Here is a 25,073-nt window from a genome sequence, read left to right on the forward strand (position 1 = left end):
GGTCAGGGTGAGGGCGTCGGCAGCTACGACTCCTCACTCCGAGGCAGCGCCCTCACCCGCCCGTTGGGCACCCTCTCCCGGGGGGAGAGGGGACTGGGTGAAAGTGCGTCACTGATCGTTGTTATTTATGCTTCTCCATCAACTCCACGAACCTGTTGAACAGGTAGTGGGAGTCGTGCGGCCCGGGGGACGCCTCGGGGTGGTGCTGCACCGAGAAGATCGGCAGCGTCTTGTGCGCCATCCCCTCGACGGTCTGGTCGTTCAGGTTCTCGTGGGCGAGCCCCGCCACGTTCTGCAGCGAGAGGATGTCGACCGAGAAGCCGTGGTTCTGCGCGGTGATCTCAACCTTCTTGGTCGCGATGTCCATGACCGGAAGGTTGGAGCCGTGGTTGCCGAACTTGAGCTTGATGGTGCGCCCGCCAAGGGCCAGGCCGAGCAACTGGTGGCCCAGGCAGATGCCGAAAATCGGCTTCTTGCCCACGAACTTCTTGATGTTCTCGATTACTTCCTTCATCGGCTCCGGGTCGCCAGGGCCGTTGGAGAGGAAGATGCCGTCCGGGTTCATGGCGAGCGCCGATTCGGCCGGGAAGGTGGCAGGCACGACGGTCACGTCGCAGCCGGCGGAAACCAGGCAGCGCAGGATGTTCAGCTTGATGCCGAAGTCATAGGCGACCACCTTGTACTTGAGATCCTTGCGGTCCACCTCGGGGTAGCCGGTCTGCAGGTCCCAAAGGCCCTGGGTCCAGTGGTAGGGCTTGTCGCAGGTAACGCCGGTGGCGAGATCGAGGCCGGACATGGACGGAATGGCGCGCGCCTTTTTCACCAGGCTTTCCGGGTCGAAATCGACGGTTGAGATGATGCCGTTCTGGGCGCCTTTGTCGCGCAGGTGCCGGGTGAGCGCGCGGGTATCGATCCCCTGGATGCCGACCACGCCGTTTTCCTTGAGGTAGGCATCGAGGCTCATGGTGGCGCGGTAGTTCGAGTAGCAGTCGAGGTACTCGCGGACGATGAAGCCGGATAGGTAGAGCTGGTTGCTCTCGATGTCCTCGGGGTTGATCCCGGTGTTGCCGATCTGGGTATAGGTCATGGTGACCATCTGTCCCCTGTACGAGGGGTCGGTGAGCACTTCCTGGTAACCGGACATGGCGGTGTTGAACACCACCTCGCCGCTCGTTTCGCCCGTTGCGCCGAAGGCCTTCCCTTTGAAAATCCGGCCGTCCGCCAGAGCCAGTACTGCTTTCATGTATCTTCTCCCGAATCCGTTATATTTCTGCCGCGCCAAGAGGCGCGTATCTTCTCAATAGCCAGCCCCGCTTGAATCAAGGCCCCGCCCCCGGAGGGGGAGGGACAGGGAGGGGGTGCGCAGCATCTCCTTCCAATCAGCTTCCCCCCTCCCGACCTCCCCCCTCCAGGGGGAGGAGATTGGCTAGGCCTGGTAAACCACCTGTCCCTTGACGACGGTGTAGACCGCCTTCCCTTTCATCTTCCAGCCGATGAACGGGGAGTTCTTCGACTTGCTTTCAAGCTTCGCCGCCTCGACTTCCCACTCTTTCGCCGGATCGATGATGGTGACATCGGCCACCGCGCCGGCCCTCAGAGTGCCGCGGTCGATACCGAGGATTTTGGCGGGGTTGCACGACATTACCGAAACGAGCCCTTTAAGATCCAGCACCCCCTCCTCGACGAGCTTCAGGGAGAGCGGCAGCGAGGTCTCGAGCCCCACGATGCCGTTCAGCGCGAGGTTGAACTCGACGTCCTTCTCGTCCAGGTGATGCGGCGCGTGGTCGGTGGCGATGGCATCGATGGTGCCGTCGGCAAGACCGGCCTTCATCGCGGCGACGTCGGCGTCGCTTCTCAAGGGCGGGTTCATCTTGGCGTCGGTGTTGTAGCCGCGCACCGCCTCGTCGGTCAGGGTGAAGTAGTGCGGCGCCGTCTCGCAGGTCACTTTCACACCGCGCGCCTTGGCGTTTCTGATGATGCGCGCCGAGCCGACGGTGGAAATGTGAGCGATATGGATCGGTGCGCAGGCGAACTCGGCCAGGTACACCTCGCGGGCCACTGCGATGTCTTCGGCTGCCCAGGGGATCCCCTTGAGGCCCAGCTCGGTGGAGACGAACCCTTCGTTCATCACACCTTCGCCGACAAGGGAAAGGTCCTCGGAGTGGGAGATCACGGTGATGCCGATCCCTTTCGCGTATTCGAGGGCGCGGCGCATAAGCTCGGTGCTGCAGACGGGCTTGCCGTCGTCGGAAACCGCGACGCAGCCGGCCTCCTTCAGGTCGCCCATCTCGGCCAGGCTCTCTCCCTTGCTACCCTTGGTGATGGCGCCGACCGGGAAGACGTTCACCAACGCCTCGCTCTTGGCCTTGTTGACGACGTAGCTTGCCACCGCCTTGTTGTCGATCACCGGAGAAGTGTTCGGCATGCAGGCGACCGAGGTGAAACCGCCCGCCGCAGCGGCACGGCTGCCGGTGGCGATGTCCTCTTTGTACTCGAGGCCGGGATCGCGCAGGTGCACGTGCATGTCGATGAGTCCCGGGGTCACCAGGAGGCCGGAAGCGTCGATCACCTGGTACCCTTCCGGGGCGCCGAGCCCCTTGCCCAGTTCCAGGATGACGCCGTCCGCGATGAGGATGTCCATGGTCTCGTCGATCCCCTGCGAAGGATCGATCACCCGCCCGCCTTTTATCAGAAGATTCATCTTTATACCCTCCTAAACCCGTTCAAGGTTCAACGTTCAACGTTCAAGATGCCGCTCTGCCTTTGGCATCTAATACGGAACGGCTGCTTCACTCCAGGAAAGTTAAGATTCAACATCCGGTTCGACTGAGCCTAACGTCGAACGTTGAACGTTGAACGTCCTCTCGGTTCTATTCCACCGGTTCCCCGCCGCAGACGTGGTACAGCATGGCCATACGGACCGCTACGCCGTTTTCCACCTGCTTCAACACGTGCGACTGGTCACAGTCGGCAACGACGGAGGAGAGCTCCACGCCGCGGTTGATCGGGCCGGGATGCATGACGATGGCGTCCTTCTTCGCCAGGGAGAGAACGGCCGGGTTGAGGCCGAAGTAGCGGGCGTATTCACGCATGCTGGGAAGCAGCGTTTTACCCTGCCTCTCCAACTGGATCCTCAGCATCATCACGACGTCGGCCTGGTCGACCGCCTCACGCATGTCCTTGCAGACGGTGACGTTGCCGAGGCGCTCGATGCCGATCGGCATCATGGTCGGGGGGCCGGCGAGGAAAACATGGGCGCCCATGGTGGTGAGCCCGTAGATGTCGGAGCGGGCGACGCGGCTGTGGGTGATGTCGCCGACGATGGCGACCTTGAGCCCTTCGAGCTTGCCGAACTTCTGACGCATGGTGAGCATGTCCAAGAGCCCCTGGGAGGGGTGCTCGTGGGCGCCGTCGCCTGCGTTGATAACTGAGCAGGAGACCCTTTTGGCGAGGTACTCGTGCGCGCCGGAGATGGAGTGGCGCATCACGATGATGTCGGGTTTCATGGCGAGGAGGTTGTTTGCGGTGTCGGAAAGGGTCTCACCCTTGGTGACGGAACTGGTCGACGCGGTGATGTTCACGGCGTCGGCGGAGAGCCTTTTCGCGGCGATCTCGAAGGAGGTGCGGGTCCTGGTGGAAGCCTCGTAGAAGAGGTTGATCACCGTCTTGCCGCGCAAGGTCGGCACCTTCTTGATGTCCCGACGGTTGATCTCGCTGAGACTGTCCGCCGTGTCGAGGAGCAGCTGAATCTCCTCTTTGTTCAGATCCTTCAGGGCAATGATGTCTTTGTGCCGAAAACCCATGGTCCCCCCCAAGAAACAAGTTTTACGCCATGCACCGTGCGAGGCGCGTTGAAACGATCAGACAATCACATACACAGCTCCCCTCCCCCCTTGCGGGGGAGGGCCAGGGTGGGGGGGAAGGTGCCATCACCGTATCAATTGGCAGCTTCACCCACCCCCCTGCCCCTCCCGTCAAGGGAGGGGAGAGGAAATCGTTATTTCTGCAGGATTACTTCGGTCGGCTTGTTGTCGGCGTCGAAGGCAACCATGATGTTCTCGCTGCGGCTGGTCGGCACGTTGCGGCCGACGAAGTCGGCGCGAATCGGCAGATCGCGGTGCCCGCGGTCCACCAGTACGGCCAACTGGATGCAGGAAGGACGCCCCTGGTCGATAATGGCGTCCATGGCGGCCCTTATGGTGCGGCCGGTGAAGAGGACGTCGTCAACGAGGACGACCTTCTTTCCTTCCACGGAGAAGGGAAGCTCGGTCTTGCCCACCGGCAGGTGCTCGTGGTGTCCCTTGATGTCGTCGCGGTACATGGTGATGTCCACGGCGCCGACTGGGACTTCGACTCCCTCGATTTCGTTCAGTCGGTCGCCGAGTTCCTGGGCGAGGTAAATGCCGCCGGTCCTGATGCCGACCAGCACGAGCCCTTCGACGCCCTTGTTCTTTTCCAGCACCTCGTGGGCTATCCTGGTGAGCGCCCTTTTTACGCCGGTGCCGTCCAGTATCACAGTGTTTTCAGCCATAATAACCCCCTGTCATCGGCGTAAGCGCCTGTGGTGAAAGAGTTTGCGCCGGGGCGCGTAATTAAAAAAGAGCCTTTCCGCGCAGGTGGGCGAAAAGGCTCTTTCTTTAGATTGTAAAAGAGTGCTTTAGCTTCACCTTTGCTAACCTCACAGGGCTAATTTAAAAGGCAACGATAAATTTGAGACAAAGTAGCATCGAGGGTCCGCAGAGTCAAGGAAAAGAGGAGGCTTAAAGACGAAGATACAATTAAGTTTCCCTCACCGGCAACCTGGTATGAAATAGCCCAAGCATCGTTCCCACGGGGAGCGTGGGAACGATGCCATAAAACGGCAACCGATGAGGTCACATAGGGGCCACAGAGAAAGCATATGAGAGTGACTTCCTCAGTGTACTCTGTGAGCCTCGGTGTCCTCCGTAGTAATGCTTTTAAGGTGTCCATCCCCCTGCCCTTGCCATAGTCGCGGCAAAATGCTATAAGGCTCGGACCGTATGGGAATTTATTGACTCGTGCAGCCGCTGAGAGCGGCGTCCGCATAGAGGACAAAGGAAGACGTGATGTTGACAGGAAAACAGAAGAGATTTCTCCGGGCGCTCGGACACGGGCTGAAACCGGTGATACAGGTGGGCAAGAGCGACGTGAGCGAGGCGCTGATCCACGAGACGAGCGAGGCGCTGGCGGCTCACGAACTCATCAAGGTAAAGGTGCTGGAGAGCTGCCTCATGGACCGCCATAGCGTCGCGGAGGAGCTGTGCACCGCCTGTGAGGCGGAGCTCGCCCAGGTGCTCGGGCGCACCATGCTCCTTTATAAGCCGGCGAAGGAGCCGAAGCTGGAACTTCCCAAAGGGAAATAGCTTAGGCTGCCCCCCCAAAGAACAAGAAAAAGCCTCCCCGCTCCGGCAGGGAGGCTTTTTTGGTCTGGACGGGAAAAGGCTAGCAGACGCCGCAGGCGTTGAAATGGGAGGAGTACTTCATGTCCGTCCCCTGGATGTGATCCTGCAGCCAGCGCTTGAGGAATTCGAGAATTTCCGCGGTGAAGATGAGCCCGGCATTGTCGACCCTTGCCTGCAGTTCGAGCGCCTTCTCCGCGAATGCGGCATGCTCTTCCTTGTGCTCAGCGAGAGCCGGGTACTGCAGCTTGCGCATGTACTCCTCCTCCGCATCGAAGTGAGTTCTTGCGTAGCTGACCATACTCGAGATGATCTCCTTCTGCGCCTCCTTCCCCATACGCGCCATGTGCGCGTCATGCAGGGAGTTCAACATACCGACAAGTTTTTTGTGCTGTTCGTCGATCTCCTTCACTTTCACACTCAGTGAGTCGGTCCACTCGAAATACGCCATTGCCATCACCTCTGTAATTAGGAATTTTCAGATGGCATTAGATACCATATTTCCTACGAGGTTCAAGCACACTCACACAGTCGAAGCGTTTACACGAACGGCCCGGTCAACGTTTCAGCCTCACCGAAGTTTCCGCACCGCGTCACGCAGCGTGGCCATACTGTACGGCTTCTGTATGAAACCGATCACTTCTTCGCCGGTAAACTTCCTGGCCACCTCCTGCTCGCTGTAACCGCTTGCTATGATCACCTTCACCTCGGGATCAACGGTGTGCAGCTCGCGGTAACACTGCTCCCCGTCCATGCGCGGCATGGTGAGATCGAGGATCACGAAGCTGAAATCCCGGCTTTCGCCGAAACGACGCACAGCCTCCTCCCCGTCGGCAGCGGTGACGACGGTAAAGCCCAGCACTTTCAGGAGCTCGGCCCCTACGCTGCGCACCTCGTCTTCGTCGTCCACAAGCAGCACTTTCCCGTGTCCCTGCCAAAGACCAGCCCCCTCGGCTGGTTCCAAATCCTCGTGAGTTTCATGCGTTGCGGGAAGAAAGATGCGTATCGTGGTCCCCGCTCCCGGTTCACTGTGCACCTTGATACCCCCCCGGTGCCCCCTGACGATCCCCATGACCGCCGCCATCCCCAGTCCCCTGCCGGTGAACTTGGTGCTGAAGAAAGGATCGAACAACCTCCCGACGGTATCTTGGTCCATGCCGCAGCCGTTGTCGGAGACACCTATGAAAACGTAGCGTCCTTCGCCTCCCGGGTGTGCGGGCCAGGCATCCTGAAAAAAGCTGCCGTCACAATGCTGCACCCCGGTGGACAGCTCTATCGCGCCTTCCCTCCCCCCGATGGCTTCGGCGGCATTGCGCACGAGGTTCACGACGACCTGGCGGAGCTGGGTCGGATCCGCATCGACATGGGGAAGGGACGTCGCCAGGTGATAGCTTAGTGCCACCTGCTCCGGCACGGCGTCCCGGATCACTCCCGCCATCTCTTCGATCAGTCCGGAGAGGTCCAGTGACTGAACGACGAACCTTCCCTTGCCCGAATACGCCAGCATCTGTTTGGCCAGGTCGGCAGCCTTCGCGGCGGATTTCTCGATGCGCTGCAGGTTTTCCAGTACCGGAGATTCGGGAGGAAGCTGCATCAGGGCGAGATCGGCGTTGCCGATGATGGAGGTCAGGATGTTGTTGAAATCATGGGCGACACCACCGGCTAGGGTGCCCAAGCTCTCGAGCTTCTGGGCCTGAAGCCTTTGCCGCTCCCGCTCCGCCTGTTTGCGCTCGGCGATGTCCCTTACAAAGGCGCAGTTGAGCTCCTGGGTGTCGAAGTGAACGTAGTTCGCGACGATCTCGATCGGCACGACACGTCCATCTTTCGTTTTCTGCTGCGACTCGAACACCATGGTGCGGCTGCGGCGCAAATCCTCGAAGTGCTTGTTCCAGACTTGCTCGTCGTATTGGGGGTCGAGCTCCCATACCCGCATCCGCATCAGCTCATTGCGCGTATAACCTACGGAGCGGCATGCTGCGGGATTGACGTCTATGATACGGCCGTCGCCGCGGATCCAGTAGATGGCGTCGGAGGCGGCGTCGACGCTGATCCGGATCATCTCGAGCTTCACCTCGACCTCCTTCATCTCGGTCACGTCCCTCGACGCGCCGTACCGCACCAGCTCGCCTTCCGCCTCCCCGGCGACACAACTGCTCGTCTCGGAGATCCAGTGCACCTCCCCTTCTTTGCTGATCATCCTGAACTCTATGACATCCCGCTCCCCGGGGCGCATCGACATCATGTGTGCCATGACCCTTTCGCGATCGTCGGGATGCACCGCCGCCATCCAACAGCCGATCTCGCAGATCTCGCGGGGGGTGTAGCCCGACATGAACTTGAGGCCGCCTCCCGCCCAGGTTACGCGGTAGGGTTCGTCACCGGTCCGGGAACACTTGTAGACGAAGTCGGTGGTGATCTCCGAGATGCAGCGATAGTTCTCCTCACTCTGGGTGAGCTGTTCCTCCACTTCCTTGCGCTCGGTCAGGTCGTACAGAAAGACCACGCGGGTGCCGGTGAAGCTTTCCGGAAGAGAGATGGCGCTGCAGAGTGCGGTGCGGCTGGTGCCGTCCTTGCACGTTATCTTCGCCTCGATCGGAGCGAAAGGACGGCCGGAGGTCTGGACTTCATGAAGTTCACGCTCCCATGCCGACACCACCTGGTTGCGGTAGTCGAGGTCCGGGTATGCGCGGGGCCACCACTGCTCGAGGGTGGGGACGTCCTCGACCGTGTAGCCGAACAAGTCGCTGAAGCATCGGTTCAGGTAAAGGATCTTCCCGTTGTCATCGTTCATGGCGATCGGTATGGGGGCCGATTCGATGACGGCGCGGAACTTGAGGTCGCTGCGATGCAGCGCGTCCTGGACCTCCTTGCGGCGCATGTTCTGCACCCCCTGTTCGGCCAGCATCTGCGCCAGGGCGTGGATGAAGTTCAGGTTATTGTGCAGGTCCGCCTCGCTGAAAAGGGGAACCTTCCGGATCGCCTCCAGGTAGTCCGCTTCGTCAAAGCCGTAGTGCCTCGCCTGTTGGATGAAGCGGGACTCGTCCGGGGGGGAAGTGAAGAGCTGTCCGACGAAAACGTCCCCCAGATGGCGTCCGTCCACGACTATCGGGGCCGCTACATCTACGAGCCCCATCGGGCAGCGGTGCATCAAATGCCCCGCTTTTTGACGTGAAGCCTTCTTGCGCAGCTGTTCCTCGATACAGAACTCGCGCAGTTCTGGGTTCATGCGGTGAAACCTCCGGCATATGTCCTGCCAGGCGATAGAGGTGAGTATGGTGCCTTCAGCGTCGGCCACCGCGGAAGGCATATGGTAGATTTCGTTGAAGGAACGGAGCAGTTCGTGCAACCGCGGGACGTCAAGCAACTCTTTGAGAGAGTAGTCCATGGGTCACTCCATGCTCAATTGGAAGGTCTCAGTATCAGGGAAAGGGGCGGGTGCTTCGAACAAAAGCGTGACACAACACCCGGCATTTGCAAGGCTATCTTTCTGTAGGAACGACTTTTTTGTGTCAGAGCGGGGAATGTGATCAGGAGTAAAAATGGGAGCGATAGAGGCGGCAGCGCTCTCCTTTGACATGGAGAACGCTGCCTGTGACTGTGTGGAAGAGTATCAGACTCTTTCGTAGGGTTCGAAGAGCCTCTTGAACTCGTCCAGAGCGAAGCGATCGGTCATGCCTGCTATGTAGTCGCAGATGACCCGCTCGCGCCCTTCCCGATCCATCTTCAACTGGTGCTTCTGGGGAAGGAGCGTCGGGTGTTTCAGGTAGACCTCGAACAGCTCGGCCAGGTAACGCTCGGCCTTCACCCGCATCCGCTCCACCTTGTAGTGGCGGTATAGGTTCTGGAACAAAAAGCGCTTGAGTGCCGCGTTTCGCTCGGCCATGGCCGGGCTGAAGGAGACAACCTGGAGGTTCACGCGGCGCAGGTCCTCCTGGGTCTTAATACCGAGCTTTTCGATGTTTTGCGCGGTGGTCTCGACGAGATCGAGGATGAGAACGCCGATGAGCGCGCTCACCGTCTGGCAGACGCCGCGCTCGACGTCGATGGCGGGGTACTTCTCGAGGATCCGCTCATGCACCTCGTTCCAGAGGTCGACCTTCTTCAGCTGGTTCAGATTGATGTAACCGGACTTCAAGCCGTCGTCGATGTCGTGGTTGTTGTAGGCGATCTCGTCGGCGAAGTTGATGAGCTGCGCTTCTATGGCGGGTACCACGCCGGGAAGAAACTCGGCATAGGTGGCGCATGGGGTGTCGTACTGCGAAGAGTGCTTCACGATCCCCTCGCGCACCTCCCAGGAGAGGTTCAACCCGTTGAAGCCGGGGTAGCGCTCCTCGAGCTCGTCGACCACCCTAAGCGACTGCAGGTTGTGCTCGAAGCCGCCGCACCCCTCCATGAGCCGGTTCAAGACCTCCTCGCCGGTATGGCCGAAAGGGGTGTGTCCGAGATCGTGGGCAAGGGCCAGGGTCTCGGTCAGCTCCTCGTTTAGACCGAGCCTTCTGGCGATCCCCTTCCCTATCTGGGCCACCTCCAGGGAATGGGTGAGCCTGGTGCGGTAATAGTCCCCCTCGTGGTTCACGAAGACCTGGGTCTTGTACTCCAGACGACGGAACGCCGCGCAGTGAATGATGCGGTCGCGGTCCCTCTCGAAGGCGGGACGGTTGTCCCTGAAATCCTCCTGGTAACGCCGCCCTCGGGATGTGGCGCTCGTAGCCGCATACCCGGCCAGATCGGTGCGTTCCATGGCAATGCCGTCTCTCATCCGCCCCCCTGCTGAATCAGCTAAAAGTACGTAATTTATATACTGGTCGCCGACAGTGTCAACAGCAAAGTTGATTGACGTGGTGGTTGCATCGTGCTAATAGAGCTGCGTGCGACATACTGTCAGAACCGGAAGAAACCTCCGGAACAAAGGTAAGCCGTACCGACGAAAACGCCCGAAGGAGCGGCCATGATGTATCAAGACCAGTGGTGGTCCTCATGCGGGTGATCGCAGGGAGCGCACGCGGGCGTCAGCTGACGGCGCCCAAGAACATGCGGGTGCGGCCGACCGCGGACCGGGTGAAGGAGGCGCTTTTCAGCATCCTTACCAGCCGACTCGGCGATCTCACCGGCATGCGGGTTCTCGACCTCTTCGCCGGCACCGGAAACCTGGGCATCGAGGCGCTCTCCCGCGGCGCAGAGTTCGCCCTTTTCGTCGACGCGCACCGCGAGTCGGCGGAACTGGTCCGCAAGAACCTGGAGCTGACGAGGCTCGCGGAGCACGCGAAGGTCGTGGTGCAGGAAGCCGGCGCCGCGCTCAAGTGGCTCTCGCGCGGGGAGCCCCCGTTCCACCTCGTGTTTCTCGACCCCCCGTACGGCGAGGGACACACGCAGAGGCTTTTGGAGCTGCTCGCACAATCGCCGGTCGTCGACGGCGGCACCACCGTCATCGCCGAGTTCTCCGTAAAAGAGGATGTACCCACGCGCTTCGGCAGGCTGGAAGAAATCGAGCGCCGCATCTACGGCGACACCGCCCTCTCCTTCCTGACCATTACAGACAGAGGTGAAACGTGCCCCTGAGAGTAGCTGTCTATCCCGGTTCATTCGATCCCGTGACCTACGGGCACCTGGACATCATCGACCGGGCCCTCAAGATCTTCGACGGCGTAATCGTCGCCGTGGCCCGCAACTCAGAGAAGAACGCGCTCTTCACCGTGCAGGAGCGGATCGACATGCTCACCGAGATCCTCAAGGACCGCCCCCAGGCCCGGGTGGAGACCTTCGAGGGGCTCTTGGTCGACTACGTGCGCCAGGCAGGCGCCACCGTGGTCATCCGCGGTCTGCGCGCCGTCTCCGACTTCGAATTCGAGTTCCAGCTGGCGCAGATGAACCGCAACATCACCCGCGAAGTGGAAACCCTCTTCATGATGACCTCGGTCCCTTACAGCTACCTCTCCTCCTCCATCGTGAAAGAGGTGAGTCACCTGAACGGCCCCGTGGACAAGCTGGTGCCGCCGCTGGTTAAAAACGCCCTGGACGCGAAGTTCAGGCCGGCGGGTTAGACGGCGGAATCGATACACTTGATAGAGAGGCGTTTGCGTTATGCAGCGCCTTTTTTGTTACCGGGCTTTGCTATCAGCCACAGACCATCGGGAGGAAAACATGATCAGCAAGGAGATGACCATCAGCGATATCCTCAGACGCTACCCGCAGACCCTTCCCGTCTTCGAACGCTACGGCCTGGACTGCTACGACTGCCAGATCGCCGAGTTCGAGCAGCTCGAACATGGTGCGACGGTGCACAAGGTGAACCTGGACGCGCTGCTCGCCGAATTGAACCGCTGCATCTCCTAAGTCCCGTCTCGCTTCGCGACGACACCGCAGCCATCCCCAAAGGAGGCGGAGGATCTCCGCCTCGCCGTATCCGGCGCTCCCGCACCCTCCTGTTCATCATCAATAAACATCATTTTAAATCCCGGTAAACACCACTTCTCCCCTAGACACCACCTACATTGTGATGCCATAATGTCGCCCGCTCCAGTATCGGCGCAACCTTAGCCGAAAGATTAAATTTCCCTACCAGTTCATTATTGAATTGACTTTTTACCAAAACTGAATAATTTTAGCCGAAGTAAAACGCTGGATTATTCTGCAAGAGGAACGGCGAATGTCTGAATACAACATCGGTCCGCGACTTAAGAAACTCCGCCTCGCGAGAAAGCTGACCCTGCAGGCGGTGGCCACGGAGACGGGGTTCTCGCCGGCACTCATCTCGCAGATCGAGAACGATAACGTCTCCCCGCCTATCGCCACGCTCTCAAAGATCGCCAAGTTCTTCGACATCAAGCTGGCGCAGCTTTTCAGCGAGGACGAGGACGACCGCAAATTCGAGGTCGTACGCGCCGGCGAACGGCACATCGTGCCGCGCGTCATCTCCAAGGAGGGTACCAAGCAGGGGTACTTCTACGAATCGCTCTCCTTTTACAAACAGAACAAGAAGATGGACGCCTTCATGGTCACCCTGACCGAAAAGGCGCCCGAGGCGAACACCTACAGTCACGACGGCGAGGAATTCATCTACGTCATGCGTGGGAACGCCGACTTCATCCTCGACGACAACAAGATCACCCTGCACGAGGGGGATTCCCTCTACTTCGAATCGAGCATGGGACACCGGCTCTTGAGCCACGACGGCAAGGAGGTCAAGGTGCTGGTCGTGGTCACCAAGTAGAGGGACAACCGGAAGCAGACCGTTTCAATGGCGGGCATCCGCTCATCCAATGGGTCAAAGGAGAACGTACATGAGCAAGAAGTTAGGGGCACTGGACTATCACTCCAGCGGCAGGAAGGGAAAGATCGAAGTCATCGCCACCAAACCGTGCCAGACCGCGGCGGACCTGTCGCTCGCCTACTCTCCGGGGGTCGCCGAGCCCTGCCTCGCCATCCAGCAGAATCCGGACGACGCCTACAAGTACACCGCCAAGGGGAACCTGGTCGCGGTGGTGTCCAACGGCACCGCGGTGCTGGGGCTTGGTAACCTGGGTGCTCTCGCCGGCAAGCCGGTCATGGAGGGTAAAGGTGTCCTCTTCAAGCGCTTCGCCGACATCGACGTCTTCGACATCGAGCTTAACACGGAGAACCCGGACGAGATCATCAAGGCGTGCCAGCTCCTGGAACCCACCTTCGGCGGCATCAACCTCGAGGACATCAAGGCGCCGGAGTGCTTCTACATCGAGGAGACGCTCAAGAAGACCATGAACATCCCGGTCTTCCACGACGACCAGCACGGCACCGCGATCATCTCCTCGGCGGCCCTTCTGAACGCGCTGCAGTTAACCGGCAAGAAGATCGAGGAGATCAGGATCGTCGTGAACGGCGCGGGCGCCTCGGCGAACTCCTGCGCGAAGCTCGCCATAGCGCTCGGCGTGAAACCCAACAACATGATCATGTGCGACACCAAGGGTGTCATCTACAAGGGGAGAGTCGAGGGGATGAACCCCTACAAGGAGCTCTTCGCCGCCGACACGCCTTTCCGCACCCTGGAAGAGGCGGCGGCAGGGGCGGACGTACTCTTCGGCCTCTCCGCAAAAGGCGCCTTCACCCCTGAGATGATCCGGAGCATGGCGCCCAACCCGATCATCTTCGCCATGGCGAACCCGGACCCGGAGATCACCCCGGAAGAGGCGCACGCGGTGCGCGGCGACGTGATCATGGCGACCGGCAGAAGCGACTACCCGAACCAGGTGAACAACGTGCTCGGCTTCCCGTTCATCTTCCGCGGTGCCCTGGACGTCCGTGCCACCGCGATCAACGAGGAGATGAAGCTGGCCGCGGTACATGCGCTTGCGAAGCTTGCCCGCGAGGAAGTGCCCGATTCGGTCTCCAAGGCCTACGGCAACGAGAAGTTCACCTTCGGGGTCAACTACATCATCCCGAAGCCCTTCGACCCGCGCGTCCTTTTGCACGTGGCTCCGGCGATCGCCCAGGCGGCCATGGACACCGGCGTCGCGCGCCAGCCGATCGAGGACATGGCGAAATACATCGAGCAGCTCGAGTGCTCGCAGGGCAAATCCAAGGAAGTGATGCGCATGATCATCAACAAGGCGAAGAGCGACCCGAAAAAGGTCGTCTTCCCCGAGGGTGACAACGAGAAGATCCTGCGCGCGGCCCAGACCCTGGTCGAGGAGGGGATCGCACAGCCCATCCTCGTCGGTGACAAAAAGAAGATCCAGCAGAAGATGGACGAGCTGAACCTCGACCTCGACGTTCCGATCGTCGACCCGACCGAGAGCGAGCACACCGAGGAGTACGCCCAGGAGCTCTACCGCCGGCGCCAGAGAAAGGGGCTCACCCTCACCGAGTGCCAGCGCATCATGCGCAGGAAGTCCCGCGTCCAGTTCTCCACCATGATGGTGGCTCAGGGGCACGCCGACACGCTTTTGGGCGGCATCGACACCCACTACCCTGAGACGATCCGCCCGGCGCTGCAGGTGCTCGGCAAGCAGGCCGGTCTCTCAAGCGTGCACGGCCTGTACATGATGGTGTTCAAGAAGGAGGTCTACTTCCTGGCCGACACCACGGTGACCATCGACCCGACTGCGGAGGAACTGGCCGAGACCGCCATCCTCGCCGCCGAGAAGGTCGCCATGCTCGGCATCGAGCCCCGGATCGCCATGCTTTCCTTCTCTAACTTCGGCTCGGTGGACCACCCGCAGACGAGGAAAGTGAAGCGCGCCGTCGAACTCGTCAAGGAGCGCGCCCCCGGCCTCATCGTCGAGGGGGAGATGCAGGCGGACACCGCGGTGGTCCCGGAACTCCTCGAAGGGTTCACCTTCTCGAAACTGAAGACCCCGGCGAACGTCCTCATCTTCCCGGACTTGAACTCCGGCAACATCTGTTACAAGCTTTTGCGTCGCCTGGGAGGCGCCGAGGCGATCGGCCCCATCCTCATGGGTATGAACAAGCCGGTGCACGTACTGCAGCGCGGCGACGACGTGAATGACGTGGTCAACATGGCCGCCATCGCCGTGGTCGACGTGCAGAACGTCTAGACACGCACGCCCCCGCCCGTATACCGGGCGGGGGGCTCTTTTCCTTGACTTGCGGGGACTTTGGGCTTAGAAAAGTGTTTTGCACAAACGACAACCAAGGAACCGAAACCAATGTCTCTTCTCGAAAAAGTTCTTAGCCACAACAAGAAGTTCGTCAGACCGGGCGCGTTCCCTCCCCTTCCCAAGGATCCCAAGAAGCAGCTGGCCATCTTCACCTGCATGGACACGAGGCTCGTAGATTTCCTCGAACCCGCCATGGGGATCAAGCGCGGCGACGCCAAGGTGATCAAGAACGCCGGCAACACCCTGGTCGACCCCAACGGCGGCGTGATCCGCAGCCTCGTCGCGGCCGTCTTTCTCCTGGGCGTCGAGGAGATCTTCGTCATCGGCCACAAGGATTGCGGCATGGCGTCGGTGGACGTGGACCTGCTCAAGCAGAAGATGGTGGAGCGCGGCGTCGATCCCGCCGCCATCGAAGCCCTCGACCCGGATCTCGGCCAGTGGGTGGGTGCTTTCAGCTGCCCGGAAGAAAACGTGGAGCGGGTCACCTCGATCATCCGCAACAGCCCCCTCATCCCGAAGGACGTGCCGGTGCACGGCCTGATCTTCTGCCCGAACGACGGGCACCTGGACGTCGTCGTCTCCGGTTACTGAGCCTGACGACGATGCATTGATTGAAAAGACCCGCTCTCTCTCTGAGGGATGCGGGTCTTTCTTTTTGCCCTACGCCGCCCCGGCTTTCATACTCAAAGAGCCGGAAAGGCGCGGTTTTCACGCCTGGCCCCGCCGGTTTTGAGCTTGCAAAAAAAGATAAAACTAAATAAAGTGTTCGGCGTGAAACGAGGAACCCTCCGCATAGCTGCCGTCTTCATACTGATGGTCTCTCTTTTGACCCTGAGCGGCTTGACGGCCACCGCTGCCGCCATGGCGCAGCAGGCCCCGGGGATCACGTGCCTCGACAGCGGCTGCGACGACCACCCCGTTCCCGGTGCAGGGCACGGCGCCTCGCCCGACTGTCACTGCTTCGCCTGCATCACCATGATCCTGCAGACGTCCATCTCCGTCGCCCGCGTTACCGTGGACGCGGCTCCCCTCCCCCTGCTCCCGCCGAAGCGGCATCCCCTGAGCTCCTTTGTGCGCAGCATAGACTACCCACCCGAGGCGGCCTGAACGACGTTAAGTATCGCTTCGGCGCGCACGCAACCAACTTACTCAGGAGAAATGCATGCAAAAGGTAGCAATCACGGCAATATCGGTCCTCCTCGGAGCGGCCTTGATCTTCATGGTGGTAAAGATATTCGATGGAAAGACGATCGGTGTAAACGAGGTGGGTAGCCCGAAAACGCACACCGGGACCATCACCATCACCGGCGTCATGGCCGGCTCCTCCCAGTACGACAAGTCCGTTATCGGCATCATGGACACCAAGGAGGCGGAGTGCAAAAACGGCTGCGAGAAGCTCTACATCCCGGTGAAGTGCCCCGCCGGGGAGCAGCCGGTGGTCGGCGACGAGATCAAGGCGAGCGGCAAGTTCCAGAAACTCCCGGCAGGCTACGTCTTCGTGGCGAGAAAGCTCAAGGTCGTGAAACACCACGAGATCGCGCCGCAGCAGGCTCCCCCCAAGAGCTGATCCTTTCCGGGGAAGCCGCCCGCGCGATCGAACTAATAAAAGCCTGTCCGGTCGCGGACAGGCTTTTATTTTCGTGATTAGTTATGATCTTCCGCTGCACAACGTCCACATCCCCTCTCCCTCCGGGAGAGGGCCAGGGTGAGGGCGTCGGCAGTTGCAACTGCTCACTTCGCGGCAACGCCCTCACCCGCCCTACGGGCACCCTCTCCCGGAGGGAGAGGGGGGCTAGCGGAAGATCATCGCTAATCGGGTTTCTTTTTGGCGACAAGGACGGCGCTTACAGTATGGCGGCGCCGAAGGCCGAGGCGGCAAGCTCGACGGCGATTTTCGCGGTGCGGTTACTGTGATCGAGGATCGGGTTGATCTCGACGATATCCATCGAGCTTAAAAGTCCGGTATCGGCGATGATCTCCATCAACAGCTGCGCCTCCCGGTAGGTTATGCCGCCGGGCGCCGTGGTCCCCACCCCGGGCACCTCGAGGGGATCGAGCCCGTCCAGGTCGAGGCTCACGTGCAGCCGCGTCCTGTGGGCGAGCCTTCCCAGCGCCTCGCGCGCAACCGCCGCCATGCCGCGTTCATCGATGTCGCGCATGGTGTAGGCCATGATGCCGCTTTCGCGCAGGCGCACCCTTTCCTGCGGATCGAGCTCCCGAAGCCCGATGATGATGATGTCGGAGGCGTGAAGTTTCGGCCCGGGGCGCCCCACGTCGACCAGCTCTGGGAACCCCTCGCCCAAAAGTGCGGCGAGCGCCATGCCGTGGATGTTGCCGGTTATCGTGCTTTGCGGCGTGTTGAAATCGGCATGTGCGTCCACCCAGATCACCGCGGCCGGATGCTCGTCGGTGACCCCGCCGATCGACCCTACCGACATGGAATGGTCTCCCCCCATGAAAATGGGAAGATACCCCTGCGCCACGGCACTCGCTCCCGCCCGGTAGACGGTCTCGCAAACCGCCGTGATCGAGGGGAGGTAGCGCTGCTCACGCTCCGCGCCGAGGACGTCCCTGACCGGAACCGGCAGATTCCCCATGTCCTCGACCAGGTACCCAAGCCCCGAGAGGCGCGCCGCAAGGCCCGCGTAGCGAAGGGCACCGGGCCCAAGGTCCACGCCGCGCTGTTCCTGTCCCAGGTCGACCGGGACCCCTATCATCCTGATGCTGTTCTCCATCTTCATTCCTTTACAGGCTATCCCTGCTTTTTCAGGTGGTTCCAGAGGTTCACGACGAAGTCCTGCGCGTTGGTCAAAAGCCCGACCGCCTGCGCCGAGCCCCGGTTCGCCAGCTTGTCCACGGAAAACTCCGTCATATCCACCACGTAGAAGTAAACCGGGCGGACCGACCCGTCCTCCTCGACGCGGTAGCTCGGCACCATGTTCCCGAAGGCGATGGAATGGAGCTGCGTCGCGATGGCGAGCACGGTGGTCGCCTTCCTGGCGTGCACCCGCATGGCGTCCTGGGCCTGGTACGCATCCTGGATCACGCCCGGGAGCGGGCCGTCGTCGCGTATCGAGCCGGCGAGGACGTAGGGTATCCCCTTCCTCGCGCAGGCGCACATGACCCCGTCGTCAAGCCTCAGCTTGTCGATCAGCTGCGGAATCCCTCCCGCCATGCGCGCCTGGTTGATGATGTCGAGGTGGTTGTAGTGCCCCATCGGCATGATCGCCTGGGTGTAGATGTTCTGCCCGAGGCCGGTGCGGAAGCGGGCCGCCTCGAGGTCGTGGGTAGCGAGGGCGTTACCGGCAAGGAGGGCGTGGCAGTATCCCGCTTCGAAGAGCCCCTGCATGGCGTTACGTGAATCCATGTCGAAGGCGACCGCAGGCCCAAGCACCCAGACGATGTAGCCGTGGTCGCGGTCGTGGCGAAGCACCTGGTACAGCTCGTCGTAAGAGCGGGAAAACGGGGTCTCGCGGGTCCCCCGGCTTCGGAAGGAGAACTTGTCTGCGAAGGGCTCGGATAGGTTCAGAAATCCCCCGATGTGCAGGTAGATCCCCTCCTCGCCGTTCTCGGTCCGCCCCACCAACACCTGGTCTCCCTTTTTTACCCGGCGCGGTTCGACCACCTCGAGCCGTCTTCCGGATAGGACGATGACGCAGTCCATGCGGCTTTCCGGGGCGAGAAGCCACTCCCCTCCCCCCATATGCACGTATTCCGGGTGGTTCGAGGTGGCGTGGAAATTCTCCGGCAGGACTCCGTCCGCAGGTGCCGGGACCACCTTCGCCGCAGGTGCCGCTGCGAGCTTCGGACGGCGGAAGTCCGGCGGGTTGTAGGAAGGGATAACGCCACTTCTATCTGACATATGCACGCTCCTTCACTCTCATTTTCGGCAGGCATCTGCCTGGGGAAAACTGTAGCATGCCATTCATCAGTTACAACGGTTGCGGCCCACGGTTATAATAAAACAATACTAATCCCAGATACATTCAAGTATTCAGACGATGCGCCGAAAAGTCCAATAATGGATGTACTGCCGCTACAGAACAAAAATCCTGGCAGTATGAAGGAGCCAAGCATGAAATTCTGGATGGACCTGAAAGTGAAAACTAAGTGTCTCGTACTGGTAACCATCGCTGTGGCCACACTGATAGCCATCGTCGGAGCCGGCCTGCACAAGATGAAGCTCATGGCCGGAAACGAGCACGACATGAGCGATTCGGTGGCCCAGGTGGAGATCATCAACAACCTGAAGAACGATCTCCTAGCCATCAGGCTTGACCTGGTTTACATGATGCTGCTGGAAGACCCGGCCCTGATAAAGGAAAAAGCCGACGACCTTGCGCAACGCAAGAAGAACATCGAGGAGGGACAGGCCAAGTTCCTCAAGTTCAACCTGGAGCCCAAGGAGAAGGAACTGATCCAGCTCTTCAAGCAGGGGTACGAACAGTACCTCGCCCAGGGGAGCAAGCTGCAGCAGATGAGCCAGGATTCCCTGGGTAACGTCGAGGCGCGCAGGGCAACGGTCAAGTTCGCCACGGAGTCGGTGGCGCCGCTTTACAAGAGCCCGGCCGCCGCCGTCTCCGACCTCGTCGCCTTCAACTCCAAGGAGGCCGTGGACACCTACCAGAAAGACCTCGCCGGATACCACGCCTCGCAGGTGTTCCTGGTGGTGCTGACCCTCGCGGCGGCCCTGTTCATGGCGCTGGTCGGGTACCTGATCGCGAACTCGATCAGCGTCCCGCTGAAAAAGGTCTTCGACACCCTGGCGCAGGTGGCTGCGGGCGACCTTACCGCCCGTTCCGACATCAACACACGTGACGAGATGGGGATGCTGGCCGCAGAAGTAAACGAGATGGCCGGGAAACTGAACGACACGCTGACCCGGGTCGTGGAGAACTCGCACGAGGTCGCAGCGGCCGCGAACCAGCTTCACTCGACCTCGGAGCAGATCGCGACCGGCGCGGAAGAAGTGGCGGCGCAGACCGGCACGGTGGCGACCGCGAGCGAAGAGATGGCGGCCACCTCCTCCGAGATCGCGCAGAGCTGCCACATGGCCGCGACGGGAGGTGCGGAGGCGACCGGCCGCGCGCGGGACGGCAGGATGGTCGTCGAGCAGACCGTGCAGGTCATGAACCGGATCGCCACCCAGGTGAAGGCCTCCGCCTCCACGGTGGAGGGGTTGGGTGAGCGCAGCGACCAGATAGGGGCCATCATCGGCACCATCGAGGACATAGCCGATCAGACGAACCTTTTGGCCCTCAACGCGGCCATCGAGGCGGCACGCGCCGGCGAACAGGGCCGCGGCTTCGCCGTCGTAGCGGACGAGGTACGGGCGCTCGCCGAGCGCACCACCCGCGCCACCCGCGAGATCGGCGAGATGATCAAGTCGATCCAGTCCGAGACAAAAGCGGCGGTTTCCGCCATGGAGGAAGGGGTCCGCGAGGTGGAAAGCGGGACCCGCGAGGCGGCGAAATCGGGGCAATCGCTCGAGGAGATCCTGCGGCAGATCAGCGAGGTGACCGAGCAGGTGAACCAGATCGCCACAGCCGCCGAGGAACAGACCGCCACCACCGGGGAAATCACCAACAACATCCTGCAGATCACCGAGGTGGTGCAGGACACCTCCAAGGGCGCCCACACCTGCGCCACCGCGGCGAGCCACCTGGCCGGACTCTCGCAGGACCTGCAGCGCCTGGTGGGTCAGTTCAGGCTCGCCTGATCGGGTTACCAGGGGAAGCCTCCGCACAGGCGGAGGACGACGACACGACAGAAGGCGGCCGGCGCGAAAGCGCGGGCCGCCTTTACTTTACCCTCTCGGGGCGCCGCGCCTTTTTTCCAGCATGATGCTCAACATGGTGTCGTCGGCCCGGGACATGCCGTCGTCGGTGATCCGGCTCAAGTTGCGGATGGTCTCCTCGGCGCTCGCGCCCACGAAACCCTCCTCCTCGGTGATGCCGTGCCCGGACAGGGCCATGTAGGCGGCACGGATCGAGGCATCGGTAGAGCTCACCACCTTCAGGGCGCATCCCCCCTTGGCCCCGTCGCACAGCATCCCGCCGATGTCGCTTATGATGGTATTGACCGCGAGGTTCATCTTCTCTATGTCCGCACCCGCCTGCTGATAGACGATGGCGACGGCCGCGCCGACGCCCGCAGCGATGGCGCAGCCGCAGATGGGGGCCAGGTCCCCGGTGTGGCACTTTATGTAGGCGTTTACCAGGTGCGACAGGGCGATGCTCTTCAGGATGGTCTCTTCGGGGATCCGGAAGAAGAGCCCGACGTTGTAGGGGACGAGGATCGCCACGATCCCCTGGTTGCCGCTGCCGCCGCTGGACATGACGGGAAAGGAGAGCCCGGCCATGCGGGCGTCCGATGCGGAAGCGGTGAGGATCTTGCTCGACGAGACTACGTCGGAGAGCAGAAAGCCCTTCCTTACCAGTTCCTCGACGTAATACCCCACCTTGGTGAGCGCCTTCCCCGCCTCCGCTATGCGCAGGTTCATCTCCACGCCCCGCTTCAAGTAGGCGAGGTCGTCGTCATCCACCTCTTCGAGCAGGGATATGAGGCCGGAGAGGGTCATCTCCTTCAGTTCGGCGCGGTAGCGGTGGTTCTCCTCCCCTGCCGAGTCGCGCTCGACCTGTACGAGGACCTCCCCGTCGCGCTCCAGTCTGACCAGGTTGGTATGCCCACCCGCCAGCACGGCGCGAGCCACGCCGCCACCCTTGTGAACGGTGACGTCGATATAAAGCCCCCCCTCCCCTTCCGCGAGCGAGACGCAGACCTCGCCCCGCTCCACGAGGAGCTTCGCCTGCCGCAGGAGATCCTCGGTGGCGCCGGAGAGAATCTCCATCTTGAGCTCCGGTCGGGCGACGAGCGCTCCCAGTGCCGCGGCGATGACGTTTCCCTTGAGCCCGCCGGTCTCGGGCACGGTGACGGCGAAGCCGTTTTTGAAGACGCCGGGATCGGCGCGCACCGTGACCCGTTCCGGTTCGCCGTCCAGCAGTGCGGCGGCAAGGCTCGCGGCATAAGCCACGGCAATCGGCTCGGTGCACCCGAGCGCCGGAAAAACCTCGTGCTTTATCACCTCACGGTACATCCCCATATCCCCTCCCGAGACTCGATTCGTGGCCGCAACGTCTGCGCCGAACGGCATGGCGACTTGCGTTTTCGCGACGGGACTTTTATACCTTCAGCGGCGGTGGAAAAGCAAAACATTTCCACACGGAGAACGTGGAAATACCGCCGGCGAACAAAGGTTAACGGGCCAGAAATCCCTTTACAATTACAGGTCGCTTCTATATCATTCATGAGTTAATCTCCGCGTGATAAAGGACAATATGGTAATCGAGCATATCCGCAACTTTTCCATCATCGCCCACATCGACCATGGCAAGTCGACCATCGCCGACCGCCTTCTCGAATTCACCGGCACCCTCTCCTCCCGAGAAAAGCAGGACCAGTTCCTGGACAAGATGGACCTGGAACGCGAACGCGGCATCACCATCAAGGCCCAGACCGTCCGGCTCAACTACCGTGCCGATGACGGCAAGGATTACATCCTCAACCTGATCGATACCCCGGGCCACGTGGACTTCACCTACGAGGTCTCCCGCTCCCTCACCGCCTGCGAAGGAGGGCTTCTCGTCGTGGACGCTTCCCAAGGGGTGGAGGCGCAGACCCTCGCGAACGTCTACCTGGCGCTCGACGCAAACCTCGAGGTGTTCGTCGTCCTGAACAAGATCGACCTCCCCGCCGCCGAACCGGACCGCGTGAAGGCGGAGATCGAGGAGATCATCGGTCTCGACACCCATGACGCCGTGCTTGCCAGCGCGAAAGAAGGGATCGGCACCAAGGACATCCTGGAAGAGATCGTCAAGAAGATCCCGCCGCCGCAGGGTGACCCGGGCAAGCCGCTGAAGGCGCTCCTCTTCGACTCCTGGTACGACCAGTACCAAGGCGTCATCATCCTGGTGCGCATCGTGGACGGAACCCTGAAAAAGGGCGACAAGATCCAGCTCATGTCGAACCGCAAGTCCTACGAGGTGCTGAAGGCCGGCGTCTTCGCCCCGGACATGCGCGAGACCCCGGCACTCACCGCGGGCGAGGTAGGCTTCATCATCGCGGGCATCCGCGAGGTCGCCGACGCCAAGGTAGGCGACACGGTGACGCTTCTGCACAACCCCTGCGACGCGGCACTCCCCGGCTACAAGGAAGTGAAGCCGATGGTGTTCTCGGGGCTCTACCCCATCGACACCGCCCAGTACGAGAACCTGCGCGACGCGCTCGCGAAACTCAAGCTGAACGACTCCTCCTTCTCCTACGACCCGGAGACCTCGCTGGCGCTCGGCTTCGGCTTCCGCTGCGGCTTCCTCGGTCTTTTACACATGGAGATCATCCAGGAACGCCTTGAGCGCGAGTTCAACCTGGAGCTCATCACCACCGCCCCTACGGTCGTGTACCGCGTGCACCTGACCGACGGGAGCATGATCAGCATCCAGAGTGCGAACCAGCTCCCGCCGACCCAGGAGATCGCCTACGTCGAGGAGCCCTTCATCCTCGCCTCGATCCACGTCCCGAACGAGTTCGTGGGGGGGATCCTCGCCCTTTGCGAGGAGAAGCGCGGCGTGCAGCGCGAGATCAAGTACCTGACGCCGACCCGCGTCATGGTCGTGTACGAGCTTCCGCTGAACGAGGTTGTGCTCGATTTCTACGACCGTCTGAAGTCGATCACCAAGGGGTACGCGTCGCTCGACTACGAGTTACTCAACTACCGCCAGAGCGAACTGCAGCGCCTGAACATCATGATCAACGGCGAGGTGGTGGACGCGCTCTCGCTCATCATCCACAAGGACAAGGCCTATTACAGAGGCCGCGAGCTCGTCTCCAAGATGAAGGAACTGATCCCGCGCCAGATGTTCGAGATCGCGATCCAGGCTGCGGTGGGGACCAAGGTCATCGCCCGTGAGACGGTCAAGGCGATGAGAAAGGACGTCCTCGCCAAGTGCTACGGCGGCGACATCACGAGGAAGCGGAAACTTTTGGAGAAGCAGAAGGAAGGCAAGAAGCGCATGAAGAACGTCGGGAACGTGGAACTGCCGCAAGAGGCGTTCCTCGCCATCCTGAAAGTCGAAGGGTAGCCACGAAGAGGACGTTTTCGCCCTCCCATCATCCAAAAAGGAAGCAACAGCACATGGAAGATTACAAGAACGTCTGCGAAGAAAAGCCCGCCGAACCTGCAGCGAAACCGGCCAAACCCGTCAAGGCGAAACACGTAGTCCGGGAGTATGCCGAATCCATCATCATCGCGGTCCTTCTCGCCCTGGTGATCCGCACCTTCATCGTGCAGGCGTTTAAGATCCCCTCCGGCTCCATGGAGGACACCCTCGCCATCGGCGATCACCTGCTGGTCAACAAGTTCATCTACGGCACCAAGATCCCCTTCACCGACACGGAGATCCTCAAGCTGCGCGATCCGAAGCAGGGCGACGTCATCGTGTTCCAGTATCCGGAGGATCCGTCCAAGGACTTCATCAAGCGCGTCATCGGCGTTCCGGGCGACGTGGTCGAGGTGAAGAACAAGCGGGTCTACGTGAACGGGAAGCTTTACGCCAACCCGCACGAGGTGCACAAGGAAGCCGACCTCATCCCGAAGGAGATGAACCCGAGGGACTTCAGGGACCCGGTCACCGTCCCCCCCAACTCCTACTTCGTCATGGGTGACAACCGCGACCGTTCCTACGACAGCCGTTTCTGGGGCTTCGTGACGAGGGACAAGATCAAGGGTCTCGCCTTCATCAAGTACTGGTCCTGGGACAGCGAGAAGATGCGCCCGCGCCTGGGGGCGATAGGCAAGCTGATAGACTAAAAGACGTTCAACGTTCAGCGTTCAACGTTCGCAGCCTCAACTCAATAAGGGCCCTCTGCATTCCAGGGGGCCCTTTCTTGTTATACGGAACGATCTCCGGTAACTGGCGCCGGGGAGAGTCCTCATCCCCTCTCCCCTTGGGAGAGGGTGCCCGAAGGGCGGGTGAGGGCCTGGGCACAACGCTACATGTCACAG

The 25,073-nt window shown here is 61.1% G+C and carries 22 protein-coding genes; 12 read left to right on the forward strand and 10 right to left on the reverse strand.

What is annotated here, in order from left to right; all coding sequences use genetic code 11:
* Window positions 1–121 precede the first annotated feature (121 nt).
* The 4 genes from carA to pyrR all read right to left on the reverse strand — a co-directional run bounded on the left by carA (window position 122) and on the right by pyrR (window position 4,531).
* A complete protein-coding gene (gene carA, locus D6Z24_RS06900; RefSeq protein ID WP_129125829.1) occupies window positions 122–1,243 on the reverse strand; it encodes a glutamine-hydrolyzing carbamoyl-phosphate synthase small subunit in 1,122 nt (373 codons plus the stop codon).
* 183 nt (window positions 1,244–1,426) lie between these two features.
* Window positions 1,427–2,701 carry a dihydroorotase gene (locus tag D6Z24_RS06905; protein ID WP_129125830.1) on the reverse strand — a complete coding sequence of 425 codons (1,275 nt, stop codon included), beginning with the start codon at window positions 2,699–2,701 and terminating at the stop codon, window positions 1,427–1,429.
* A 169-nt stretch (window positions 2,702–2,870) separates the two neighbouring features.
* Window positions 2,871–3,803, reverse strand: a complete 933-nt coding sequence (locus D6Z24_RS06910) for an aspartate carbamoyltransferase catalytic subunit (protein WP_129125831.1) — start codon at window positions 3,801–3,803, stop codon at window positions 2,871–2,873.
* A 194-nt stretch (window positions 3,804–3,997) separates the two neighbouring features.
* Window positions 3,998–4,531: a bifunctional pyr operon transcriptional regulator/uracil phosphoribosyltransferase PyrR gene (pyrR, locus tag D6Z24_RS06915; protein WP_129125832.1), complete on the reverse strand. Its 534-nt coding sequence runs from the start codon at window positions 4,529–4,531 to the stop codon at window positions 3,998–4,000.
* Window positions 4,532–5,087: 556 nt separating this feature from the next.
* On the opposite strand from pyrR, the gene yhbY reads away from it, so the two are divergent.
* Window positions 5,088–5,384 carry a ribosome assembly RNA-binding protein YhbY gene (gene yhbY, locus D6Z24_RS06920; RefSeq protein ID WP_129125833.1) on the forward strand — a complete coding sequence of 99 codons (297 nt, stop codon included), beginning with the start codon at window positions 5,088–5,090 and terminating at the stop codon, window positions 5,382–5,384.
* A 79-nt stretch (window positions 5,385–5,463) separates the two neighbouring features.
* Here the strand turns inward: yhbY and D6Z24_RS06925 are convergent, their stop codons facing one another.
* The 3 genes from D6Z24_RS06925 to D6Z24_RS06935 form a co-directional block, all read right to left on the reverse strand.
* Window positions 5,464–5,871 (reverse strand): bacteriohemerythrin, encoded by a 408-nt coding sequence (locus tag D6Z24_RS06925; RefSeq protein WP_162605083.1) that lies wholly within the window; start codon window positions 5,869–5,871, stop codon window positions 5,464–5,466.
* 120 nt (window positions 5,872–5,991) lie between these two features.
* Window positions 5,992–8,805 (reverse strand): PocR ligand-binding domain-containing protein, encoded by a 2,814-nt coding sequence (locus D6Z24_RS06930; protein WP_129125835.1) that lies wholly within the window; start codon window positions 8,803–8,805, stop codon window positions 5,992–5,994.
* A gap of 225 nt (window positions 8,806–9,030) precedes the next feature.
* Window positions 9,031–10,179, reverse strand: coding sequence for a deoxyguanosinetriphosphate triphosphohydrolase (locus tag D6Z24_RS06935; protein ID WP_129125836.1), 1,149 nt, complete (start codon window positions 10,177–10,179; stop codon window positions 9,031–9,033).
* Window positions 10,180–10,397: 218 nt separating this feature from the next.
* On the opposite strand from D6Z24_RS06935, the gene rsmD reads away from it, so the two are divergent.
* From rsmD to D6Z24_RS06975, 8 genes are all read left to right on the forward strand, one after another.
* On the forward strand, window positions 10,398–10,979 hold the full coding sequence (gene rsmD / locus D6Z24_RS06940; RefSeq protein ID WP_129125837.1) for a 16S rRNA (guanine(966)-N(2))-methyltransferase RsmD: 582 nt from the start codon (window positions 10,398–10,400) through the stop codon (window positions 10,977–10,979).
* A complete protein-coding gene (coaD, locus tag D6Z24_RS06945) occupies window positions 10,970–11,461 on the forward strand; it encodes a pantetheine-phosphate adenylyltransferase (RefSeq protein ID WP_129125838.1) in 492 nt (163 codons plus the stop codon). Before rsmD ends, coaD begins: the two co-directional genes overlap by 10 nt.
* 100 nt (window positions 11,462–11,561) lie before the next feature.
* Window positions 11,562–11,753 carry a DUF1858 domain-containing protein gene (locus D6Z24_RS06950; RefSeq protein WP_129125839.1) on the forward strand — a complete coding sequence of 64 codons (192 nt, stop codon included), beginning with the start codon at window positions 11,562–11,564 and terminating at the stop codon, window positions 11,751–11,753.
* Window positions 11,754–12,066: 313 nt separating this feature from the next.
* Complete coding sequence (locus D6Z24_RS06955; protein WP_129125840.1) at window positions 12,067–12,630, forward strand: helix-turn-helix domain-containing protein; 564 nt, start codon at window positions 12,067–12,069, stop codon at window positions 12,628–12,630.
* A 70-nt stretch (window positions 12,631–12,700) separates the two neighbouring features.
* Window positions 12,701–14,950, forward strand: a complete 2,250-nt coding sequence (locus D6Z24_RS06960) for an NADP-dependent malic enzyme (RefSeq protein ID WP_129125841.1) — start codon at window positions 12,701–12,703, stop codon at window positions 14,948–14,950.
* A 111-nt stretch (window positions 14,951–15,061) separates the two neighbouring features.
* Window positions 15,062–15,604 (forward strand): beta-class carbonic anhydrase, encoded by a 543-nt coding sequence (locus D6Z24_RS06965; RefSeq protein ID WP_129125842.1) that lies wholly within the window; start codon window positions 15,062–15,064, stop codon window positions 15,602–15,604.
* Between the two features lie 180 nt (window positions 15,605–15,784).
* Complete coding sequence (locus D6Z24_RS06970; RefSeq protein ID WP_129125843.1) at window positions 15,785–16,120, forward strand: hypothetical protein; 336 nt, start codon at window positions 15,785–15,787, stop codon at window positions 16,118–16,120.
* A gap of 55 nt (window positions 16,121–16,175) precedes the next feature.
* On the forward strand, window positions 16,176–16,580 hold the full coding sequence (locus D6Z24_RS06975; protein WP_129125844.1) for a hypothetical protein: 405 nt from the start codon (window positions 16,176–16,178) through the stop codon (window positions 16,578–16,580).
* 277 nt (window positions 16,581–16,857) lie between these two features.
* Here D6Z24_RS06975 and rocF read toward each other — a convergent pair whose 3' ends face one another.
* Window positions 16,858–17,748 carry an arginase gene (gene rocF / locus D6Z24_RS06980; protein ID WP_129125845.1) on the reverse strand — a complete coding sequence of 297 codons (891 nt, stop codon included), beginning with the start codon at window positions 17,746–17,748 and terminating at the stop codon, window positions 16,858–16,860.
* Between the two features lie 17 nt (window positions 17,749–17,765).
* The gene (locus tag D6Z24_RS06985; protein ID WP_129125846.1) at window positions 17,766–18,875 is read right to left on the reverse strand and encodes a putative NPN-dependent ornithine cyclodeaminase; all 1,110 of its coding nucleotides are present in this window, start codon (window positions 18,873–18,875) and stop codon (window positions 17,766–17,768) included.
* 213 nt (window positions 18,876–19,088) lie between these two features.
* Between D6Z24_RS06985 and D6Z24_RS06990 the strand changes: the two genes are divergently transcribed.
* A complete protein-coding gene (locus tag D6Z24_RS06990; protein ID WP_129125847.1) occupies window positions 19,089–20,732 on the forward strand; it encodes a methyl-accepting chemotaxis protein in 1,644 nt (547 codons plus the stop codon).
* 87 nt (window positions 20,733–20,819) lie between these two features.
* On the opposite strand, the gene D6Z24_RS06995 is transcribed toward D6Z24_RS06990, so the two are convergent.
* Complete coding sequence (locus D6Z24_RS06995) at window positions 20,820–22,115, reverse strand: L-cysteine desulfidase family protein (RefSeq protein ID WP_129125848.1); 1,296 nt, start codon at window positions 22,113–22,115, stop codon at window positions 20,820–20,822.
* 235 nt (window positions 22,116–22,350) lie between these two features.
* Here D6Z24_RS06995 and lepA point away from each other — a divergent pair, with 235 nt between their 5' ends.
* Complete coding sequence (gene lepA / locus D6Z24_RS07000) at window positions 22,351–24,150, forward strand: translation elongation factor 4 (RefSeq protein ID WP_129125849.1); 1,800 nt, start codon at window positions 22,351–22,353, stop codon at window positions 24,148–24,150.
* 53 nt (window positions 24,151–24,203) lie between these two features.
* Window positions 24,204–24,878, forward strand: coding sequence for a signal peptidase I (gene lepB, locus D6Z24_RS07005; protein WP_129125850.1), 675 nt, complete (start codon window positions 24,204–24,206; stop codon window positions 24,876–24,878).
* The last annotated feature ends 195 nt before the right edge of the window (window positions 24,879–25,073 follow it).

The sequence above is a fragment of the Geomonas oryzae genome, from assembly GCF_004117875.1.
GTDB classification, from domain to species: domain Bacteria; phylum Desulfobacterota; class Desulfuromonadia; order Geobacterales; family Geobacteraceae; genus Geomonas; species Geomonas oryzae.

Bases quoted from the DNA above. Each gene is read 5' to 3' on its own strand.
- D6Z24_RS06930 (WP_129125835.1), bottom strand. From the start codon at position 8,805: ATGGACTACTCTCTCAAAGAGTTGCTTGACGTCCCGCGGTTGCACGAA.
- yhbY (WP_129125833.1), top strand. From the start codon at position 5,088: ATGTTGACAGGAAAACAGAAGAGATTTCTCCGGGCGCTCGGACACGGG.
- lepA (WP_129125849.1), top strand. From the start codon at position 22,351: ATGGTAATCGAGCATATCCGCAACTTTTCCATCATCGCCCACATCGAC.
- D6Z24_RS06955 (WP_129125840.1), top strand. From the start codon at position 12,067: ATGTCTGAATACAACATCGGTCCGCGACTTAAGAAACTCCGCCTCGCG.
- D6Z24_RS06960 (WP_129125841.1), top strand. From the start codon at position 12,701: ATGAGCAAGAAGTTAGGGGCACTGGACTATCACTCCAGCGGCAGGAAG.
- lepB (WP_129125850.1), top strand. From the start codon at position 24,204: ATGGAAGATTACAAGAACGTCTGCGAAGAAAAGCCCGCCGAACCTGCA.
- D6Z24_RS06950 (WP_129125839.1), top strand. From the start codon at position 11,562: ATGATCAGCAAGGAGATGACCATCAGCGATATCCTCAGACGCTACCCG.
- D6Z24_RS06935 (WP_129125836.1), bottom strand. From the start codon at position 10,179: ATGAGAGACGGCATTGCCATGGAACGCACCGATCTGGCCGGGTATGCG.
- D6Z24_RS06995 (WP_129125848.1), bottom strand. From the start codon at position 22,115: ATGGGGATGTACCGTGAGGTGATAAAGCACGAGGTTTTTCCGGCGCTC.
- rsmD (WP_129125837.1), top strand. From the start codon at position 10,398: ATGCGGGTGATCGCAGGGAGCGCACGCGGGCGTCAGCTGACGGCGCCC.
- D6Z24_RS06975 (WP_129125844.1), top strand. From the start codon at position 16,176: ATGCAAAAGGTAGCAATCACGGCAATATCGGTCCTCCTCGGAGCGGCC.
- D6Z24_RS06965 (WP_129125842.1), top strand. From the start codon at position 15,062: ATGTCTCTTCTCGAAAAAGTTCTTAGCCACAACAAGAAGTTCGTCAGA.
- pyrR (WP_129125832.1), bottom strand. From the start codon at position 4,531: ATGGCTGAAAACACTGTGATACTGGACGGCACCGGCGTAAAAAGGGCG.
- D6Z24_RS06985 (WP_129125846.1), bottom strand. From the start codon at position 18,875: ATGTCAGATAGAAGTGGCGTTATCCCTTCCTACAACCCGCCGGACTTC.
- D6Z24_RS06925 (WP_162605083.1), bottom strand. From the start codon at position 5,871: ATGGCGTATTTCGAGTGGACCGACTCACTGAGTGTGAAAGTGAAGGAG.
- rocF (WP_129125845.1), bottom strand. From the start codon at position 17,748: ATGGAGAACAGCATCAGGATGATAGGGGTCCCGGTCGACCTGGGACAG.
- D6Z24_RS06910 (WP_129125831.1), bottom strand. From the start codon at position 3,803: ATGGGTTTTCGGCACAAAGACATCATTGCCCTGAAGGATCTGAACAAA.
- D6Z24_RS06905 (WP_129125830.1), bottom strand. From the start codon at position 2,701: ATGAATCTTCTGATAAAAGGCGGGCGGGTGATCGATCCTTCGCAGGGG.
- carA (WP_129125829.1), bottom strand. From the start codon at position 1,243: ATGAAAGCAGTACTGGCTCTGGCGGACGGCCGGATTTTCAAAGGGAAG.
- D6Z24_RS06990 (WP_129125847.1), top strand. From the start codon at position 19,089: ATGAAATTCTGGATGGACCTGAAAGTGAAAACTAAGTGTCTCGTACTG.